Origin of the sequence: Methanocella sp. MCL-LM (assembly GCF_049676595.1) — an archaeon.
Classification (GTDB): Archaea; Halobacteriota; Methanocellia; order Methanocellales; family Methanocellaceae; genus Methanocella_A.
This window is the reverse complement of the sequence record NZ_CP187259.1, coordinates 1,700,077-1,719,085: the sequence shown is the minus strand read 5'-3', so window position 1 is coordinate 1,719,085 and position 19,009 is coordinate 1,700,077. Positions and strand designations below refer to the sequence as shown.

Here is a 19,009-nt window from a genome sequence, read left to right as displayed (position 1 = left end):
TCTTTATTCAATTCACAGCCGCTACTTACAGTCTTCTTACAGTTTACCTGGCCGGGGCAGAAGTTCCTGCGGCTCCGGCAGCACCGGGAGCCCTCATCATCGAGCCCGCTCCGGCGCCTGCGCCGGCACCCATGCCAGCGCCTGCGGTGCCGAGACCCGCGCTACCCGGGCCGGCACCTGCCGCACCGATACCTGCACCTGCGGCCGTGTCACCGAGGCAGAAGGTCTTAGTCTGCGGGATCATAGTCGTCACAGGCTGGTATGCAACCTGGGGCACCTGGACAGGTACCTGAGTCTGTGCACAGGCCGTCTCGTAGGTGGTCACCGGCACCTGCTCCGGCACGACTACAGTCTTGGGTACGGTAACAGTTGCCTGCCTGGGCACGGTCACCGGATAGTTCACAGTCTGCATCGCCTGAGCCGAGGTCATGTACGGAACCATCTGCGTTGCGGGAATATTACATGAAACCGTGGCCATGCAGTCCTGAGGTGCACCATATGAAACATCACCGGCCATACCTGCACCCCCGGCCATACCTGCACCCATGCCATAACCCTGGGCCATCGCGGGGCCCGCAAACACGAGCGCCGCCAGCGTTACTAACGCCAGAACAAACAATTTTTTCATCATGCTATCAACTATGCCTCCTGTTACGTTGCTTCGTTACGATGTTCGGGAAGCCTTGTTAAAAATATTTTGAGTTTAAAATGCGAAATTGGCAGAAAAACGGCTCTTTTTTAAAAAATAAACGGTAAATATGAGTTATAATATGTTTTTGGGCGAAAAACGGTCTGTAGATATGTCCTGTACCCGGATACGTCGCCAGATCCCACCGCACCGGCCGGATGTCGGTGTGCAAAGCAGAGGCCCCGGAACCTGTAACTAGTCGTGCACAGGCGTGCCTTCCCGGCCGCAGGGATGGAACCGCTCCACTCGCCCCTACATTTTAAAAACGGAAAGTGTTAATAAGATCGTGGCCATACTTAGCTTGGCAGGCAAAAGGATGAAGTCGGTTTTTATCAGCTCCATCAACGCAAAAAGCGGCAAGACAGTGATCACGCTGGGCATCGCTTTGAACTCCAGAGTGTACACGGGATTTTTCAAGCCGTTCCAGGAAAAGATGATCACAGTCAACGGCCAGAGGGTCGAGGAAGATGCATACCTGATGCAGGCCCTGGTCGACTTCGAAGCCAACCCCGGCGACCTGTGCCCGTTCCCGAGGGAAAAAATGCCCTCGCTCACCATGGACCAGGTGGCCGACGCCTACAAAAAAGTCGCCGCAGATAAAGAACTGATGATCATCGAAGGCATGGAGAACGTCACGATGGGCTTCCTCTACGGGCTGTCGTCGTACGACATCGTAGAGAGGTTCAAGTCCGACCTGATCCTGCTCTCCGACGCCACCCCGGAATCGCTCGACAGGGTCGCCATGATCAAAGACTACCTGGACTACCGGAAAATACCCCTCAAAGGCGTCATCCTGAACCTCTGCAACGACGTGGGCATAGAAAATTTCCTGATCAGCAAGGGCATTCCCATCGTAGGCATGATACCCTATACAGCGTCTTTGCGGACGCTGCACGTTTTCGAGATCGTGGAAGAGCTGAACGGCATCGTCCTGACAGGTAATGAAAACCTGAACAACATCGTCGAGAAGACCCTGATAGGTGCCATGTCCAGAGAATCAGCGCTCCGCTACTTCGAGCGCGCCCGCAACAAGGCCGTGATCACCGGCGGCGACCGCAGCGACATCCTGCTCACCGCCCTGAATACTTCTACATCCTGCATCATCCTGACCGGAGGCCTGTTACCCGCCCAGGAAGTCATCAACCGGGCCCGGTTCCTCGGGGTGCCCATGATCTCAGTCAAGGAAGACACGTTGTCAGCTTCCGAGATCGTCGACCGGATGATCGCCCGCATCGATCCTACGGATGAGAAGAAGATTAAGACCATCAAGGACGAGGTTGCGCGCAATGTCGATCTATCCAAGATTTTAACCTGATTTTAACAGAGCGACTCAAGAAAACGATCGCTGCGCTGTGCCAGGATCACAGATGATACAGATGCCACAGATTTCACAGATGACCAGTGAAGAAAAACTGTAGCTGGACTATCTGATACTTATTAACTTGTATCTGTGCAATCTGTGGCATCTGTATTAATCTGTGTTTCTGGCACAGCGCAGCGATCGTTTTTGTTATCGAGCACGATTATGCCACCAGTTCACAATGCCCCAAAATTTGTGAACACACTGTGAACGTTGTCCGAGCAATATCTGTGGTTAAGCTGTATTTATCAATAACAGCACAAATTAAAGCCCTGATTTTCTACATGATAGTATTATACCAGCGACCACAAATTCTGGTTTCCCAGAGCATCCGATCGCCTCACATAGCACTAAAAGCTGTGAACAGGTGAACTTATAAATACTCGAAAATCCTACGGATTATCAGTTAAAACATGTGTTATTTTGTGCTTAAGTCTTAAGCACTAATAAAATAACCGGTTTTCCTCGAAAAGCTTATATAATCGGAGATACTACTATGGATATGTAGTACGCAGCAAGCTGCGTCAGATAGAGTAGTAATAAGGCAAACAACGATTACGCCTGAGACATGGGGATGGATTGGGCAGTAATTGCACATAAACGGCAAACACCCAGGGTATTGAGGTGCGTTTACAATCATTCAACCAAAAAACGCAAAACGGCAAAACTTGACAGTCAATGACTGTTGAGTCATAAGGGATGGATTGGAAAAAACGCAAAACGGCAAAACTTGACAGTCAATGACTGTTGAGTCAAAATGGGATGGATTGGAAAAGCAATTTAGAGGCGATCCTGTAGGGGGATCGCCTCTTAAAATCATCCATGTAACGAGGAATAAAGGAGGGCTGTAAAATGGTTGATATTAAGATCAGCCTTGACAACCAGAGCGGTAAAATCACAGCTTTCACCATCCTCGGAGAAGACCTGAAAGCCGATGAGCTGGAAAGGGCAATCAACTCGATCCGCCAGACGTTTGGCGGCATAAGCGCCCCGGCTCAGGCTCAAGCCGCATCCGTCATGGCGAAGGACGTTAAAGACCTGTCCGACGACAGGATGACCATCAAGGATCGGCTAAAGCTATTCTTGAAGTTTGAATATCGCGGCGCCTGGTTCAACACCATCGACGTCAAAGACCGCTATGGGCGCACCTATGGCGAAGAGATCAAGATCAGCACTGTATCCACGTACCTCTCCCGTTTGCACAACGAGGGCTTCCTGGAACGGCGCGGCAACAAGATCGAGAGAGAATACCGCATCATAGACATACCTGCGGAGCCGACAGCCGCCCAGGATGCTCGTGTGCCGGAGCAGCGCTAAGCAAAAAGAAGCTAAAAGCCTGACAGAGACACCTGCAGGCGCTCTTTTCCTTTTCTGGCTTCGCAGTCATAGCCAATAAGTGAATCAAGATATACCGCGTACAGCGTATCGTGCTTTTCGAGGACAAGCGCCTGGCCTTTCACCCCGAACACTTTCCCGGAAATCGTCTTATGAATATCCGGCTTAAGCAGAATGGGTGCCATCCATACATCTCCAGGAAAATACCGGAAGCCGAAGCGCCGTACAGGCGTAAAGTTGCTTAGGGCTGTGTCAACGGCGGCCCGGTCGATCCTGCCAGGCCTGATCTTTTCAGCAAACGGAATGCGGTCGGGAAATCTGGAGCTCAACTCCCGCTCGAGTCTTCTCGCCGCCTCGCCGTCCGGGAACCGGGCGATCTCGTAGCCTTCATCCGCCCCCTGCTCGTGCAGACGAGTCTCCAGCCGGTAGGTCCTCGATACTCCGACCTTGACCGTAGAGGGGGCAAAGATCGCCAGATACACCGAGTGCTCCTCATTGCACGTCCTCTCCGGCTTGCGGCACTCCCCCCGGCAGATTACGCACGCATCGGCCACACCGGCGCACTGCTGACAATAAGGTGCCTCGGGACAGTCGCATGGAATATATTTCTCTCCTTCCCACCGCCCCGCGCAGCCCCGGCCGGTCAGCGTCAGGGCTACCTCTGAAGAGATGTCGATTACCCCCGGCCCCGGGCTGACCACTAGTACCTTGTCGATCGATGAGTAGCCGATGATGCGCATAATACGGGACGATCTATGCTATGCGGATACAAATAGTTCACGCGTTTGGTAGGGTGAGATAGCAAGACGAACGCTGCGCTGTGCCAGATCACAGATTGTTACAGATTTAACAGATTGCACAGATGACGATTTTAAATAAAAGGAATATTGCGAGTTCTTTTCTTTTCGATTATCAATTAGTATCTGTGCAATCTGTCGAATCTGGCGTAATCTGTGATCCTGTATGCATGGGACTGCTTCCAGTCGGTCACAGCGCAGCGTTCGTGTACGTTCACGAGCACATGTGCAACTATTTAAGAGTTATATGACTGGTGGCAGGCACAGCGCAGCGTTCGTGTACGTTCGCGGGCACAGAAGCAACGTTTATTTCACCGGCCGGCAATCTTCTGATCATGATCAAGCGGGACATCGTTTACTTCGAGAAGGCAGGCAGCCAGAATACTGATGACACGATCAGGCTGGCGGTAGACCGGGCAAAAGAGCTGGGGATCAAGTACGCAGTCGTAGCCAGCGTCAGTGGGGAGACTGGTGTGAAAGCGGCAAAAGCGTTTGCCGGCACAGACGTTAAGGTAATCGTCGTAGGCCACCACGTGGGCTTCTCGGGCCCCGGGCAGAGGGACTTTGAAGACCGATACCTCGCGGAGCTGAAGGAAATGAACATCCCCATAGTCGAAATGTCTCACGCGCTTTCCGGAGTGGAGCGTTCCATCTCGAGACGGCTCGGCGGCGCTTCGAGGGTAGAGTCGATAGCGGAGGCGTTAAGGACGTTGATCGGTGTCGGGACAAAAGTGTGCGTGGAGATCAGCATCATGGCGGCAGATGGCGGTTACGTGCCCGTCGACGGCAAGACTGAGATCATCGCCATGGGTGGCACCTGGCCCGGAGTCGACACGGCCTGCGTGATCAAACCGGCCCATGCTAATAGCTTCTTCGATCTGCAGGTGCGGGAGTTCGTCTGCATGCCCAGGGAGAAGTCCCGGGAATGACGAAAGGGATATCTGACATTAACGCCTGCAGGGTCTGATGATACCGACCATATCGGACATAGTCGAGAAAGCCTGTCTCCAAGATGCGAACCGCTTCGGCTACGGTATCTGGAAATACCACATAGTAAACGTCGTCGCTTTCGCAAAAGAGCTGGCGGCGAAGACCGGGGCGGACACCGAGATCGTAGAGCTTGCAGCCCTGCTCCACGACTATGCGAGTATAAAAGATTTTTCACAATACGAGGAGCACCACATCCACGGTGCCCGAGAGGCCGAAGCCTTACTCGCTAACCTCGGCTATCCCGAAGAAAAGATCAGACAAGTCCAGTACTGCATATACTGTCACCGGGGTAGTGTCCCGGTGGAAAAGGCGACGAAAGAGGCGATCTGCGTAGCGGATGCCGATTCGATGTCCCACTTCGCGGCCATACCATCGCTGTACTACCTGGCCTTCCAGAAAAAAGGTATGGGGGTAGAGGAAGCAAATGCGTGGATCACAGCCAAGCTCGCGAGGAGCTGGAAGAAACTTAGTCCCCAGGGTAAAGACGCGATAAAAGAAGAGTACGAAGCGTTTAAACTTCTGTTGGGCTGCAAATAGCTTATGGGCGAAATGTAAACAAGCCGTGGCCGTAATGTGCCGCCAATAGTCTGCTAACGACCAGTTTTACTTCGGTATCGCAGCCACTACTTTTTTACGGGCTGCCCGCCTAAGTGCTCTTTTTCGATCACTTCTTCATCGTCTATCCAGTGCAGAGTAGCCACTGTGAACATAATGATCGCTATGGCTGCCAGATAGCTGCCCCACCAGTTGCCCAGGAACCAGAAAGTTAAGCTAATCACGGCAACTGTAGCAGTAAAACCTTGTACTATCCGCTGCTTGAACATGTCTTTAGCGATGTTTTTGGTATCTCCCATAACCCAATCCGCAGAATAGTTAGATCATAATATACATATATTCTCTGCTGCCGTAAAATCGATCGAATCCCTGACAGGGGATAGCATGGAGCATTGTAAAAAAAGATATTTCTACGTAGCCGGCACAATCGTTTACAATGCGTGATCTCATGACAGGACCGAAAATCGAAGAAGAGCTGAGAAAGATGGCCCTCGACAGCGGCGCCTCGGCGTTCGTCCGAATGGCTCCGGCCAGAGTGATAACCGCCCACTGGGTACGCCTCAAGTGCCAGTTCGGCTGCAAGAACTACGGCACCAGGCTCACCTGCCCGCCATACAGCCCGGCCCCGGAAGACACCAGAAAGGTCCTGGACGAGTATACAACCGCTTACCTCATCCGGTACGACGGGTACCTCGACTTCGACACTTACCCCCCAAAAGATATCCATAAGACCATGGATAAACTCAGCCTCCACGTCTGCAAGGCGATCTACGATATGGAACGCCACGCCTTCCTCGCCGGGTACTACAAAGCCTTCGCCTACGGCGCCCACCGGTGCCGCAAATGCGACGTCTGCGCGCTGGAAGAGCACAAGAGGTGCAAGTTTCCGGTGGACACCAGGCCTTCACTCGAATCCGCCGGCATCGACGTCTTCGCTACGGCCAAAAACGCAGGGCTCGACACCCACGTCGTGGCTGACAGGAATATTTTAAATGCTGCGCAGTTGCCTACTTTCACACTGCTGTTGCTCGAGTAAACAATTCACCGACAAAAAATGTAACCACGGCGGCACGGCTCCTTATCCCGACAACTATAAGTCAAATGATTGAACCACGGCGGCACGGCTCCTTATCCCGACAACTATAAGTCAAATGATTGAACCACGGCGGCACGGCGACACCAAGACATTGGCGATACACGACAAGCCAGTGGTAAATAAAACCACGGCGGCACGGCTCCTTATCCCGACAACTATAAGTCAAATGATTGAACCACGGCGGCACGGCGACACCAAGACATTGGCGATACACGACAAGCCAGTGGTAAATAAAACCACGGCGGCACGGCGACACAGAGACATTCGTGAACCGGTATAAGTGAACTCTTTTTATGTCCACGACGACACCAAGACAGAGCATTAACCATAAGCTTACTATCTAATCGTTTCAGCCTGACTTTCGATCAATAGCCTGAAGGAAGGAAAACATATTTGTCTCCGTGCCGTCAGCCCGCCGTGCCGCCGTGGATCTAAAAAGAGGGCCTTGCTATTCGGGTACGGGTTGTCTCCGTGCCGCCGTGCCGCCGTGGTTCCAATAACCATCCTGCTATTGTTACTCGATTTGTCTCCGTGTCGTTGTGCTGCTGTGTTGCATAATTCATTTTCTCTTCTTTGGGCCGAGCTATTGCAGGTGGAGTGACTCAGCAAGACGATCGCTGCGCTGTGCCAGGATCACAGATTACGACAGATGCCACAGATTGCACAGATACTAATCGATGAGAAATGGATTTGCCGTCTACCGATTTTATTCTAAGGTCATCTGTGAAATCAGTGCAATCCGTTTCAATCTGTGATCCTGGCACAGCGCAGCGATCGTCATCGCATCGCCTCGAGAACGCCTGCGACTGCAGGCGTTCAAAAGGCGAACATGAAGATAAGAATAATGCAACACAGCACCGCAGTGCCGCAGTGGTTAGAACATCTGTTTTCCAGTTGTCGAGATAAGGAGCCGTGCCGCAGTGGTTCAATCATTTAGAGGATGCGCATGCCAGCTTCGAGCGCCACGACTTCGACGCCTGCCGCTCGTAAAGCATCCATGATCTTAGTGCCGGAGCAGTGGCCGAGGATGGCTTTTTTGACGCCGGCTTCTTTCAGCGCTTCGACGGTGGCGGCGATTCTGGCTTCGTCGGCGCTTTCCATGTGGAGGCCGCCGACGATGGTGGTGGGATACCGGCCGAACAGGGCTTTGACTTGTAGTATGGTGTTTACGACGCCGGAGTGGCAGCAGCCGCTGATTAGCATGAGGCCATCGTCTGTGTCGACGACGATCGACTGGTCGTCCTTGAGGAAGTCGGTGCACATGGCGCCTTTGTGCTCTTCCATGAACCGGCTCTGGGGGACTTCGAACGGCGTCACCCGGGGGATTTCGCCGGTGGCCCAGAGGCCGCCGCAGATTGTGTAAGGCCCCTGCTGGAGGATGATGTCACAGTAGTTCCACAGATTTTTCACGTTGAAAGGTATGCCGATGCTTTCGGGCTTACCTTCTCTCAGCGCGAACTTCTGGTTGAACGCCGCTTCGTGGGCCATGACCTTGATTGTCCCGGATTTCTCCAGCGCCTTCATTAGCCCGCCGGTGTGGTCGTAGTGCCCGTGGCTGAGCACGATGAGACCCAGCCACCCGAAGTCCAGGCCTGCGGTTTTGGCGTTGTGGATGAGCACGTCGCCACTCTGGCCCGTATCGTATAGCATCCTGAGACAGCTGGATTCGATATGGAAGGAAATGCCGTGCTCGGCCTTGTAGCCCGGGGCTGCGGTGTTGTTGACCAGGCATATAATTTTACAGTCGGTCATAAAGCACACTCCCTGTGGTTTTTTCAAGATTCCGGACTACGTCGGCGAGCCTGTCGCCAGGTATACTCACGATCAGTTCGTCCGGGGTGAGTTTCATGTACTCCCTCGCCCCGACGTCTGCCATACAATAGTTGACTTCGCCCGATAAGTAGGTATGAGCCACAGCGACAGAGCATGTTGCCGGACCGGTCATGCCGGATACATATCCACCGGTCTCGAAGAGCGCCGCGTCGACGAGCTTCATAGCCGTCACCGAATCGCAGACGATCATTACGACGTCTACGTAGCCTTCTGCGTTGTCCAGCGGACAGCATACGGTTGCCTGACCAGTGCCGAAGGGAATCCGGGGGCTGAGCTCGTTGGTGCGGACAGCCGCCATGGGTGTTGCGTACAGGGGGTACAATTTTGATAACAGCGTGCCGTTCCGCTGCACTGGCGCCATTTCAGCCAGGCCCATATAGTAGGCTCCACCCCCGCAGGTCTCTTCCTTTTCCGTGGCATAGACTGTTTCGCCACCCATCGCCCTTGCCCACATCTCGCACAGCCGGATAGGCTCGGTCAGCTTCTCCATCGGCGGGCGCTCTGGCAGAAGAGTGATAGCGATGGGCTTGCGCTTCAGCCCCAGCTTTGTGATCAAAAGGTTCGACACAGCGGCGTAGTCTTGCATGATGAGTTATACGCACTGTAGCGAGATATAGGCTTTGAAAAAAAGGGGAAGCTTAAAGCTCGATGGCTTTAAGCTTCTCCAGCGTGTTCAAATCGTTCAGCTGCAGCCTGCTCTGGGACATCGTGTAGAGCACGTCCCGGATAAACAGGCTCCTCATGATAGACCGATCACCGTGGAAATATAATCCACTCTTCTTGAAGACGTCGTTCGACTCGTACTGGGTCACTTTACCCCGGAGCACGAAGCCGTTCGCTAAGCTGAGGTCGTACACGTAGGCGCCCTGGAAGACGAAGTCGCCATACTGGTTGTCGCTGGTCCGCTCGCCTTCGATCTCTGCCACGGTGACGGGCAGCACCAGCAGGCCAGTGCTCTTGTCGAACAGGAAGGCCCGGTGATCAGTCAGCACAGGGGAGTCGGTGCCACGGTCGCCGATCACGACTTTATAGAGCTCTTTGGGGTGCTCCACGTCGCTGACGTCGAACAGCGCCATCTTGACACCCTGATACCAGGCAAAGTCCAGGCTTCGGCTCGAGGTCTGTTCCTCACTGGCATCGATTGCCTCCTTGCCGATGCCGATGATGTGCGTTTCATCGAACGGGTGCAGGTAATCGCTGTACCCCGGGATCTTCAGCTTGCCCAGTACCTGCGGGTTCCGGGGGTCTGAGAGGTCGATGACGAACAGCGGGTCCACTTTCTTGAAGGTCACCATGTAGCACCGGGAGTCCATGAATCTGGTGGAGTAGATCTTTTCTCCCGGCGCCAGGCCCTCGAGCGAACCGACGGTGTTCATGGCATTATCAAGGACGTAGATGTTGTTCGTCGATGGGTTCTTCTCGTCGAACAGGCTGCCCCTCGTCGTCGCTATCCGGAAGTAGCCGTCGTGCTCGTCCATGGAGAACTGGTTGAGCAGGTGGCCGGGAACTTTTCCCGTGCCTGCGGAGCTGATCTGCCCGTTAGCGAGGTGGAATTTCACGATGGAAGTGGTCTCGTTGCCCGCCGAGCCTTCCCTGTAGTAGTACGGGCTGCTCGACTTAGTGATGTAGAGGTTGTCGGGCGAGGCATACAGCTCCTGACCAGAGCCTGCGATCGTCTCCTTCACCAGGTCACCGCCAGTGCCCTTCATCGAAAGCGAGCAGATTGTCACGAAGCTGGAGATCGACTTCGGGGGTATGTACCGGATATCAGTGGCTTCCGCAACAGGCTGGAAAGCGCCCGAGCCGACGCGGTAAAGGGGTATGATCTCGTCGGCATTTTTAACCTCGGGACGGGCCACATATGGGCGGGTATTGATCACGAAGTAAGCGTAGTCGCCGATCATCCGGGCAGTCATATAGTTCCCTTCGATATCGATGGTTTTGACTACCCCGGGGTTAGACAGATCAGAGATGTCCACCAGCCTGACGGAGGTAAACGACGATGGACACCGGGACGGTAAAATGCTTTTGCCGTCGACCCTGACCCAGGGCTCGTAGCAGCTTTCCTTGCCGCTGCCGAAAAGAAGCAGCCGGTCACCGCTGATGAACAGCTCGTTCGGAGTGAAATTGCCGAAGCTGGTATTAGAGAGCACCTTTGCATCCCCGGGCGGATACACCTTCGCAATGATGAGCCGGCCCTTGCTGACCAGGTAGATGTTCGTGCCGTCGGTCTTGATGATGTCGGCCTCGTCCACTCCGGCCACCTGTACGTTGGTCGTCGAGTAATCCTGGCCTGCCACCATGCCACCCGCCTTATTCCAGCCGGTGGAAGCCGCAGGTGCAGCGCCCAGCATTGGCATCCCGGTAGACGATCTGACGCCGTCGGCATACTCCGGGTAGGCCGGCTCGGTAGAATTCTTAAACGTTTCGACCAGCTCTGCTCCAGATTTGAAAGTCTCCAGACCGGCAGTATTTTGCGGCTGCCAGAAGTAGTAGAAGACCGGATCAGACGGCTTGCTGCCTGACACGGAAACAGCCAGCAGCGCCACGAAAAGCAGCAACGATGCTGCCAGGGTGACAATAAACAGAGTATTACGGTTCATGGGCTTCATATAGACCAGCTCACACATACAATACTATGCGTGATTATAATTTAAGCCTTATTTTAACTTCAATTCGCGCCGTAGTTATAGAAAAAATGCATGAAAAGCGCTAATTAGCCATATTGTAGGCCAGCGTGGCAATATGGCCCCATACTGAACCCGCATGGCATCGGGCACCGCATTTCAATGGCCCATCCGGCGACGAAGCACCTAAAGCCCGGCGTACTGATATATAATTATTTAGCAATACTATTGGCTGGTCGAAGCCGATGCTCCCTGCCCTAAAACGCCGGCTGTACGAGATCCTGAACATCGAGAATACCAGCGATACCGCCACCAGGATCCTCAACATTTTCCTGATCATCCTCCTGGTAGTCAACCTGATCGCCTTCATGCTCCAGACTTTCAGAGACATCTCGGTCGCCTATGCGTGGCTTTTCTCGTACCTGGAGGCATTCTCGGTCGTGGTCTTTACCGTCGAGTACCTGCTGCGCCTGTGGGTGTGCACCTATGACCCGATGTACAGGGAGCCGGTCAAAGGCCGTATCCGCTACATGACGACCAACATCCTGGCTGTCACAGACCTCATGGCCATCCTGCCGTATTACCTGCCGATCGTGCTGCCTTTCGACTTCCTCGTCATCCGGACCCTGCGCCTGTTCAGGCTGGCAAGGCTTGCTAAGCTCGCCAGGTACTCCGATTCCCTGGACCTGATCGAGCGGGTGATCGTCAAGCAGCGGGAGTTTCTGCTGATCACTCTGGCCATCCAGTTCGTCCTGCTGCTGGTTTCCGCCGCCATCATGTTCTACCTGGAACACGAGGCCCAGCCCACCCAGTTCGCCAACATCATCAGCGCTTTACTGTGGGGCATCAGCGCCATGACCTCCGCAGGCTTTGCCGGCCTGTACCCGGTCACCCCGGCGGGCAAAGTTGCCGGCGTGATACTCTCGTTCATGGAAATTGTGGCGATGGCGCTGCCCATCGGCGTCATCACCGCCGGCATCGAGCAGGAGATGAGCATCGCCCGGGAAGAGGCGGAGCGAAAAGCGAGCGCTGCGATGAGAAAGACTTACCTGCAGAACCTGAGAAAAGGTAAGCTACGGTAGATCTTATTGAGTCTCAGCCCTTACTCATGATTCCGTGAAGGAAAACGAACGCTGCGCTGTGCCAGAAACACAGATTACGACAGATTCCACCGATTTCACAGATGGCCATTGGATAATAAGTGACATATGGATAAACATCTTCATTTTTATATAGTAGTATCTGTGCAATCTGTGACATCTGCCATAATCTGTGATCCTGGCACAGCGCAGCGATCGTGTACGTACACACGTTCATAAACAAGGGCAAGGTTCTGTCACCATACGCTGGAGAGGATACCCGGAATTATGCAACACAGCAGTACGTTGTGTACATCGTGTTAACCGCCCCAGGCCGTCCGATCCAGTATAGATTAAACTACCAGCCAGTTCCCGGTCTTGCGCCGGGCCATTTATTTATGAGAACGGATTTAAACAATAGGAGTATATTCAGGCAGACAGGAGATATTGCAGTGTTACCGGAGCGTGTACTGAGGCACATAGACGACAATATGGAACGCTATACGGACGAGCTTATGCAGCTGATCGCCATCCCCAGCGACAGCATGACGGCCTGCCACGCAGGCGACGTGAGGAAAGCGGCGGAATGGCTTCTCGCCCACGTTTCCAGGCTCGGCTTCAAGGGCAGGATTTACGAGACCCCCGGCCACCCGGTCGTCTTCGCGGAAATGCTCTCTGACCCTGCAGCCCCGACGCTGCTCATTTACGGCCACTACGACGTCCAGCCTGAGGGCGACGTGAAGGACTGGCACTCGAAGCCTTTCGAGCCGGTCATCCGGGATGAGGCAATCTACGGCAGAGGCGCCTCGGACGACAAGGGCCAGCTGTTCACCTACGTTAAGTCGATCGAGTCCATCCTCTCGACAGAGGGCAAGCTACCCCTGAACGTCAAACTGTTCTTCGAAGGCGAGGAAGAGCTGGGCAGCCCCAATATGGAAGAGTTCGTCAGCCAGCACAAGGAACTGCTCAAAGCCGACGTCATCGCAGTATCGGACGGCGCCAAGTTCAGCAAGGACAGGCCCGCCATCGAATACGGCCTCCGCGGCCTTGTCTACATGCAGCTCGACATTACCGGCCCGAAGATGGACGTCCACTCCGGCGTCTACGGCGGCGGCATCACTAACCCCGCAACAGCGCTGGTCCAGATCATCAGCTCGATGAGGGACGGCAATGGCAAATCCCTGATCCCCGGCTTCTACGACGACGTCCGGGACATCGAGCCCAGGGAGAGAAAGCAGCTGGCAGAACTGCCCTTTGACGCAGCCTGCGTCTGCGACCTGACCGGATGCTGCAAACTCGTGCCCGAGCAGAACTACACCTTCCTCGAGAGCACCTGGGCCAGACCTACCGTAGAGATCAACGGCATATGGGGCGGCTACTGTGAAGAAGGCTCCAAGACGATTATACCGTGCAGCGCGGGAGCGAAGGTCAGCATGCGCATCGTGCCTGACCAGAGTGCAGAGAAGATCGTCGCACTGTTTGAGGAACATGTGCGAAAGGTAACCCCGCCGGGCGTCACCGTGAAGATTACGAGGCATGCAGCCTCAGAGCCTGTGATCGTGTCGCAGGACAGCCACGCGATCAAGTCCGCTAAAGCTGCGGTCGAATACGGGTTCGGCAAGGAACCGGTCTTCATCCGCTCGGGCGGCAGCATCGGTGTCGTGCTGACGATGAAGAAGTGGCTGGAAATAGAGGATATCCTGCTGATAGGCTTCGCAGACCCAGAGGATGGAGAACACTCTCCCAACGAGCACTTCAGGCTGGAGAACTACTATAACGGGATTAAGACGACCGCTGCGTTGATGTATAACCTGGCGCAGATGAGGAAGCTTGAAGAAGCCATGCCGATAGCTGAGCAGCATACACATCAGCATAATATCCAGGAGTAGAAAACACCATATTAAATTCTGATGGCGGGTCGACGTCCGACCCCCTGGGTCGGCCTACTCCGGTTTTTCGGGTGCTCCGAGGTCATGGCCGCGCTCGCACCCTCGTCGGTACAGGCAGCTCGCACTTCGTTGCTCGCTCCGTGCACCTCCTTCGCAAGCGCTAAGCAACGCCACCTTTGGTAGGCGTTCATTGCCATGCCCTCTCCGCATCCTGCCTGATGGCAGGACAAGCCCGAAAAACCTCCGTCGACCGCCGAATCGTAAGGAATGTAGCCTTTTAGGTATTTCCGCATAGTTCACAACTCTGGGTATTGCGTTGACATGAACGCCGGAGCAGTAGTTATTTTTCGGCAAACCAACCTTCATCTGAGATCCAGAGAAGTACCCTTTTACCCTTTAAACTTAAGCTTTCGGATGTATGATCTGAGCCGGAAATTCCGGCACCGGTGAAGTGGCTTTCCGATTCGGGCGGAGAGAAATCTCCATCTGGCTGATCCGCTCGTAGATATTTCTCTGCTGGACCAGGGGCCAGAGCTGGAAGAGGAAGATCGAGATGGGCTCCCACATGGCCACCCAGCCCGTGATCTGGAGGGCTGTGGCGATGAGATGCGCTGCAGTATTGGTACTGAGATAGTTCTCCAGGGTCAGGCTGACGACCGTAGCCAGCGCCAGGAACAAAATCCCGACGATCAGCTTGAACTGGCCTTCAACATAACGTTCCCGGAACCTCCGCCTCTGCATCCGAACCTTATACTGGAAGTGACTCCTCACCGCCTCGGGGATCTCCCGGGCGTCTTTGGTGCCGATCAGCTCATCCGGGAGGTAAATGACGATCCTGAACTGAGTCTTAGCTGGAAAATCCTTGACTACTTCAACGATATAGTTCTCTGCCGCGTTGTCCAGCTCCTTTTCGCGGAAGGGTGCCGGATCGAAAGAATTGAACAGCTGGATCACCGAAAATAGTTTCATCTCGATGAGGACGCGGCCGTCTTCGACATGGTAGATTGAGTCTATAGCGTTATCCGTCACGTGCTTTTACCTTTAGTATGGCATACGATAAGTCTTTCTGTAATTCAGCTAAGTTGAATTATTAGGGTTACAATGTATCGGATCAAGCCATTGCATAGGCTATCGCGGATAGCACTAAGACTCGCTCATACAAAGGCCAGAGGCACGAGCAGAGTTATATAGACTATTCCCCATATCCCTTATCTATCTGGCATTTATATGGCTGAGACATATTCGATTTCGGTTCGCTTCATAGCTGTAATGATCATCAGTACGTGGTGATCCTATGGCCTCGAAAACATCCCCGGAAAAACCTCCGACTGTGCTTATCGTAGCAATCGTACTGATCACAGTAGTCATGGGGGCAATGGTCCTGGCCTTAGCCGCCGGAGCCATGAGCGTCTACCAGACCCTCACTACGAACTCCACGCCGGCACCAGGAACGGACGGGGCAAAGAGCACGACGCCGGTTTTGACTGCCACTCCAGCCATCACGGCAACTCCCATCTATACAGATACAACGCCAACATCGACAGCTACAGCTACCGCCACACCGACAGCCACACCGACAGCGACGGCAACCCCCACACCTACCGCTACGCCGACACCTACCATCACTCCGACCCCAACCCCGACTCCAACTGCTTCGCCGACAGCCACACCGACGCCGACTGCGACGCCGACTGCGACGCCGACACCTACGATTACTCCGACTCCAGCTCCGACACCGACCCAGGCGGCGACAGTGAACCCATTCCTGACCGGGACAGAGCACATCACGCCGCTGAAGCCGGAGGATTATTCGAAGCTGCAGATGACTGACATCCCTGTCCTCAGGATCGGCAAGGGCACAATCCACCCCGACAAGACCACGTTCGGGCAGGCATACTACTACCAGGGAGACACGGCCAGGCTACGGGTGACGATCATCAACCTGAACGATACTATCACGCAGGAGACGCTCCACATCAAGATCGCCCAGAAAATCATGGGGCACTGGATAGACTACCCGACGGGATATTCGGCAGACGTAAACATCGAGCTCCCGACCGGCAAACAGGTCGTCCAGGACTTTTACGTGCCGGTGCCGGCCGAGATGCCGCCGGGATTATACAGGCTCACCATCGACCTGAACGATAAAGCGGATGGGCAGCTGATATGCGGGGTTATAAAGGAAGTAAATATACTGGAAAAATAGCGGCTGATAGCAGATATGTAATATAGAGACGAATGATGAGGAATACTTCACAAAAGACCGATTCAGGATAGAGGGGGCAGCTTAACGCCCCTCTATTAATATACCTATTCTAACGTTGCATGCCACTGTGTAACTTTTGTTTTATGTTTTTCACTCTTCCATTCGACAGCACCATCGGTCCACATATTTACATCTACCCCGTTTTGTTTGCCGTACTGCCAGGAGTAATCAAGTGCATTGTAAGTAGCTTCAGATACCTCAATATGCCCGGGGCTTTTGGCTTGATTTGATATTGCCGTAGCAAAATTAACACATTTTCCAATAAATACCAAGTCATTATTATTATCGTTTCTTGGTAAACCGGCTCTGACAATATATACATCACCATAATCGATGCCAATACCAAAGTCTATTTTTGAATATTTTTCAAACAATGGTGAAAATTTTGTATTTATAAGATATTTTGTTTCGAAGGCTGCTTTTACAGCTTGTGAAATTTGATTTCCACTAGTTGGCCAAAACGCTAATAACCCATCCCCATTAAAGCTTCTAACATATCCCCCATTCCTTTGGACAGTTTCAGTGGCTATTGTTAAAAATGCCTTATGGATTTTCCCACAGGTCTGTTTTTGATGTATAGATAACAAATCAGATGACCTGCGCATATCAATACAATATGCGCACATACGCATTTTTTTAGCCTTCTTACCATGAGGCACCTGTTCAACAGAGGGTATTGAATCTGTATCACTTACATCATAATCGCCATCAAGATAGTCGTTAACCTTATTCCCTAAGTCACTTACCCAACTCATTGTAATTCTCCTAATATTATGATATATCTCCAATGATTATGTTGATATAACCGCTTATTAATATTAGTATCGATACGAGCAATACGTTAATAATTAGTAAGAAAATTGCTTTATTTACAAAATCCATCTTCATTTGCGCAATATATGATAATGTATAAACCTGTTGTGTAAGCTCCTTTAATGCCACTTCATCATCCATACTATTGATTTTTATAAAATAATCGTCAGGTTTAACAAATTTAACGATATGACCAAAATAGATTAATCCCAGTCTATTAAATTCACTGTAGACTACCGGGGGTCTTGCGCGATAGACGTTTATAGATAGAATTATCCCTATGAGCGAAGTAGCAATAAATAAAATAGTTAAAATAAAGTATGTAATAACTATAGCATTATCAAAATTTTTTAGAGATTCAGTTTTATCAGTTAAAAGTGATGCACCAAGGCCAATACCGAGAAAGACGGTCTGTAAAGTAAGAGTAATATTTGCTTTTCCATCTGCAAAAGAAATCATATCTTGAACATTCTGAAAAGTTAATTTGGCAAATTCAATTTTTTCCTTAATATCCAATCATACACCCCACATACCATAATTCTAATTATTTCTTTTTATCATTATTCAAAATGTTAGTAATATTTGTAATATAGAAAACTGGTTTTACTGGGACAGGGACATGCGAGAGTCCTTTATTGTTTCTTTTTAGAAGGTAAATTGCAGCTTTCACAGATATAATATATGGTATTGACACCACTATTAAAAGAAATAATAAACCTATTACTATGCTCATTCTATCGTTTATATTTGCCTCTGGTAACTTTATCCCTGATAAGTACAACAATACTACTATTAAAGTAAAGAGAATCCCAACAGATACAACGTAGAGTAATATCGGTAATAGATAAATCGGGATAAAATTCTTCTTTATTGAATCAATAAGGCTTAGTGTATCTATTTCATTTCTGTTTTTTCTCCACCTAGTAGTAGACCCGTCTAATGCCAAGATTATTGTAAAACAAAAAGATATCACAATTGCTATCCAAGGCCCGAATAGCATATAAGGAAGAGTTAAAAATACTGCAAATGAAAAAAGATAATAACCCAATGGAAATAGATACACATAAACTAAATCTTTATAGAGAAGTGTTTTTGAGAATTCTTTATACGTATTATATATTATACTGATACTTGTTTCCACGCCCTTGTCCATTAGCACTTTTTGCATTGCTGCCACTAGTATAAATATAAAGGCCGAATATAAACCATAAATCAATATCATGGTAAATCCAACAGCATCCTGGTTATGTCCAAATAGATTATTAATAAAATTGATTACGAAATAGCCCAAAAATGCAAGAAATTCCAGCTTAATTGCCTGCTTACTGTCGTTAAGAAAAGGCTTTAAGAAGACTACCAACATTTTATACAGTACAAACGGGAGAGGGGCAAGCCCCACAAGTAGAATAAAATATCCCACTCCAACCTTTATTGCCGAATCTGAATCCAGTGCTAATGGAACCCCTGCTGATGCTACAGTCAATAGACCAAACAGTATTGTAAGATATAATAGATAATAATCCCTCTGAGAATCGAGTTCTCCCACTAATAACACCTTTTTTTATTTTCAGACTGGCTACGAAATAATAATATCCTTTTTCTTAATAATCTATCGTGGGGCAATATATAAACGATAGGAAATATGACATTATACTTATGGATAATACAATCAGATCTACCT

General features: G+C 51.4%; 18 protein-coding genes. 8 read left to right on the top strand and 10 right to left on the bottom strand.

Features of this window, described 5'->3' with window-relative positions:
• Nucleotides 1-43: 43 nt before the first annotated feature.
• Complete coding sequence (locus ACPLPM_RS08775) at nt 44-631, bottom strand: hypothetical protein (RefSeq protein ID WP_424359865.1); 588 nt, start codon at nt 629-631, stop codon at nt 44-46.
• 373 nt (nt 632-1,004) lie between these two features.
• Here ACPLPM_RS08775 and ACPLPM_RS08770 point away from each other — a divergent pair, with 373 nt between their 5' ends.
• Both ACPLPM_RS08770 and ACPLPM_RS08765 read left to right on the top strand, forming a co-directional pair.
• Complete coding sequence (locus ACPLPM_RS08770) at nt 1,005-2,003, top strand: DRTGG domain-containing protein (protein ID WP_424359864.1); 999 nt, start codon at nt 1,005-1,007, stop codon at nt 2,001-2,003.
• A gap of 897 nt (nt 2,004-2,900) precedes the next feature.
• The gene (locus ACPLPM_RS08765) at nt 2,901-3,365 is read left to right on the top strand and encodes a hypothetical protein (RefSeq protein ID WP_424359863.1); all 465 of its coding nucleotides are present in this window, start codon (nt 2,901-2,903) and stop codon (nt 3,363-3,365) included.
• 11 nt (nt 3,366-3,376) lie between these two features.
• Here ACPLPM_RS08765 and ACPLPM_RS08760 read toward each other — a convergent pair whose 3' ends face one another.
• A complete protein-coding gene (locus ACPLPM_RS08760) occupies nt 3,377-4,123 on the bottom strand; it encodes a DUF2797 domain-containing protein (protein ID WP_424359862.1) in 747 nt (248 codons plus the stop codon).
• A 392-nt stretch (nt 4,124-4,515) separates the two neighbouring features.
• On the opposite strand from ACPLPM_RS08760, the gene ACPLPM_RS08755 reads away from it, so the two are divergent.
• The gene (locus ACPLPM_RS08755) at nt 4,516-5,109 is read left to right on the top strand and encodes a pyruvate kinase alpha/beta domain-containing protein (protein WP_424359861.1); all 594 of its coding nucleotides are present in this window, start codon (nt 4,516-4,518) and stop codon (nt 5,107-5,109) included.
• 37 nt (nt 5,110-5,146) lie between these two features.
• A complete protein-coding gene (locus ACPLPM_RS08750) occupies nt 5,147-5,707 on the top strand; it encodes an HD domain-containing protein (RefSeq protein WP_424359860.1) in 561 nt (186 codons plus the stop codon).
• Between the two features lie 86 nt (nt 5,708-5,793).
• Here the strand turns inward: ACPLPM_RS08750 and ACPLPM_RS08745 are convergent, their stop codons facing one another.
• Nucleotides 5,794-6,024: a hypothetical protein gene (locus tag ACPLPM_RS08745; protein ID WP_424359859.1), complete on the bottom strand. Its 231-nt coding sequence runs from the start codon at nt 6,022-6,024 to the stop codon at nt 5,794-5,796.
• Between the two features lie 149 nt (nt 6,025-6,173).
• Here ACPLPM_RS08745 and ACPLPM_RS08740 point away from each other — a divergent pair, with 149 nt between their 5' ends.
• Nucleotides 6,174-6,761, top strand: a complete 588-nt coding sequence (locus ACPLPM_RS08740; protein WP_424359858.1) for a DUF2284 domain-containing protein — start codon at nt 6,174-6,176, stop codon at nt 6,759-6,761.
• Between the two features lie 993 nt (nt 6,762-7,754).
• Here the strand turns inward: ACPLPM_RS08740 and ACPLPM_RS08735 are convergent.
• Genes ACPLPM_RS08735 through ACPLPM_RS08725 form a run of 3 tightly spaced genes read right to left on the bottom strand, consistent with a single transcriptional unit; the run spans nt 7,755 to nt 11,257 of the window.
• Nucleotides 7,755-8,573 (bottom strand): MBL fold metallo-hydrolase, encoded by an 819-nt coding sequence (locus ACPLPM_RS08735; protein WP_424359857.1) that lies wholly within the window; start codon nt 8,571-8,573, stop codon nt 7,755-7,757.
• Nucleotides 8,560-9,240, bottom strand: a complete 681-nt coding sequence (locus ACPLPM_RS08730; RefSeq protein ID WP_424359856.1) for a DUF169 domain-containing protein — start codon at nt 9,238-9,240, stop codon at nt 8,560-8,562. Before ACPLPM_RS08730 ends, ACPLPM_RS08735 begins: the two co-directional genes overlap by 14 nt.
• A 52-nt stretch (nt 9,241-9,292) precedes the next feature.
• Nucleotides 9,293-11,257 carry a beta-propeller domain-containing protein gene (locus ACPLPM_RS08725; RefSeq protein ID WP_424359855.1) on the bottom strand — a complete coding sequence of 655 codons (1,965 nt, stop codon included), beginning with the start codon at nt 11,255-11,257 and terminating at the stop codon, nt 9,293-9,295.
• Nucleotides 11,258-11,526: 269 nt separating this feature from the next.
• On the opposite strand from ACPLPM_RS08725, the gene ACPLPM_RS08720 reads away from it, so the two are divergent.
• Together ACPLPM_RS08720 and ACPLPM_RS08715 are read left to right on the top strand one after the other, a co-directional pair.
• Nucleotides 11,527-12,363, top strand: coding sequence for an ion transporter (locus ACPLPM_RS08720; protein ID WP_424359854.1), 837 nt, complete (start codon nt 11,527-11,529; stop codon nt 12,361-12,363).
• A gap of 449 nt (nt 12,364-12,812) precedes the next feature.
• Entirely contained in the window at nt 12,813-14,249 is a 1,437-nt protein-coding gene (locus ACPLPM_RS08715) for a dipeptidase (protein WP_424359853.1), read from the top strand.
• Between the two features lie 402 nt (nt 14,250-14,651).
• On the opposite strand, the gene ACPLPM_RS08710 is transcribed toward ACPLPM_RS08715, so the two are convergent.
• Nucleotides 14,652-15,278: a hypothetical protein gene (locus ACPLPM_RS08710; protein ID WP_424359852.1), complete on the bottom strand. Its 627-nt coding sequence runs from the start codon at nt 15,276-15,278 to the stop codon at nt 14,652-14,654.
• Between the two features lie 265 nt (nt 15,279-15,543).
• Here ACPLPM_RS08710 and ACPLPM_RS08705 point away from each other — a divergent pair, with 265 nt between their 5' ends.
• The gene (locus tag ACPLPM_RS08705) at nt 15,544-16,455 is read left to right on the top strand and encodes a hypothetical protein (protein ID WP_424359851.1); all 912 of its coding nucleotides are present in this window, start codon (nt 15,544-15,546) and stop codon (nt 16,453-16,455) included.
• A gap of 104 nt (nt 16,456-16,559) precedes the next feature.
• Here ACPLPM_RS08705 and ACPLPM_RS08700 read toward each other — a convergent pair whose 3' ends face one another.
• Genes ACPLPM_RS08700 through ACPLPM_RS08690 form a run of 3 tightly spaced genes read right to left on the bottom strand, consistent with a single transcriptional unit; the run spans nt 16,560 to nt 18,874 of the window.
• Complete coding sequence (locus tag ACPLPM_RS08700; protein WP_424359850.1) at nt 16,560-17,270, bottom strand: adenylate/guanylate cyclase domain-containing protein; 711 nt, start codon at nt 17,268-17,270, stop codon at nt 16,560-16,562.
• Between the two features lie 16 nt (nt 17,271-17,286).
• Nucleotides 17,287-17,844 (bottom strand): Pycsar system effector family protein, encoded by a 558-nt coding sequence (locus tag ACPLPM_RS08695; protein WP_424359849.1) that lies wholly within the window; start codon nt 17,842-17,844, stop codon nt 17,287-17,289.
• Between the two features lie 28 nt (nt 17,845-17,872).
• Entirely contained in the window at nt 17,873-18,874 is a 1,002-nt protein-coding gene (locus ACPLPM_RS08690) for a hypothetical protein (protein WP_424359848.1), read from the bottom strand.
• Nucleotides 18,875-19,009: the final 135 nt, after the last annotated feature.

Excerpts from the sequence above, each read along its gene's own strand:
- ACPLPM_RS08760 (WP_424359862.1), bottom strand. The coding sequence starts at position 4,123 with ATGCGCATCATCGGCTACTCATCGATCGACAAGGTACTAGTGGTCAGC.
- ACPLPM_RS08720 (WP_424359854.1), top strand. The coding sequence starts at position 11,527 with ATGCTCCCTGCCCTAAAACGCCGGCTGTACGAGATCCTGAACATCGAG.
- ACPLPM_RS08740 (WP_424359858.1), top strand. The coding sequence starts at position 6,174 with ATGACAGGACCGAAAATCGAAGAAGAGCTGAGAAAGATGGCCCTCGAC.
- ACPLPM_RS08770 (WP_424359864.1), top strand. The coding sequence starts at position 1,005 with ATGAAGTCGGTTTTTATCAGCTCCATCAACGCAAAAAGCGGCAAGACA.
- ACPLPM_RS08750 (WP_424359860.1), top strand. The coding sequence starts at position 5,147 with ATGATACCGACCATATCGGACATAGTCGAGAAAGCCTGTCTCCAAGAT.
- ACPLPM_RS08775 (WP_424359865.1), bottom strand. The coding sequence starts at position 631 with ATGATGAAAAAATTGTTTGTTCTGGCGTTAGTAACGCTGGCGGCGCTC.
- ACPLPM_RS08700 (WP_424359850.1), bottom strand. The coding sequence starts at position 17,270 with ATGAGTTGGGTAAGTGACTTAGGGAATAAGGTTAACGACTATCTTGAT.
- ACPLPM_RS08730 (WP_424359856.1), bottom strand. The coding sequence starts at position 9,240 with ATGCAAGACTACGCCGCTGTGTCGAACCTTTTGATCACAAAGCTGGGG.
- ACPLPM_RS08725 (WP_424359855.1), bottom strand. The coding sequence starts at position 11,257 with ATGAACCGTAATACTCTGTTTATTGTCACCCTGGCAGCATCGTTGCTG.
- ACPLPM_RS08705 (WP_424359851.1), top strand. The coding sequence starts at position 15,544 with ATGGCCTCGAAAACATCCCCGGAAAAACCTCCGACTGTGCTTATCGTA.
- ACPLPM_RS08755 (WP_424359861.1), top strand. The coding sequence starts at position 4,516 with ATGATCAAGCGGGACATCGTTTACTTCGAGAAGGCAGGCAGCCAGAAT.
- ACPLPM_RS08745 (WP_424359859.1), bottom strand. The coding sequence starts at position 6,024 with ATGGGAGATACCAAAAACATCGCTAAAGACATGTTCAAGCAGCGGATA.
- ACPLPM_RS08765 (WP_424359863.1), top strand. The coding sequence starts at position 2,901 with ATGGTTGATATTAAGATCAGCCTTGACAACCAGAGCGGTAAAATCACA.
- ACPLPM_RS08735 (WP_424359857.1), bottom strand. The coding sequence starts at position 8,573 with ATGACCGACTGTAAAATTATATGCCTGGTCAACAACACCGCAGCCCCG.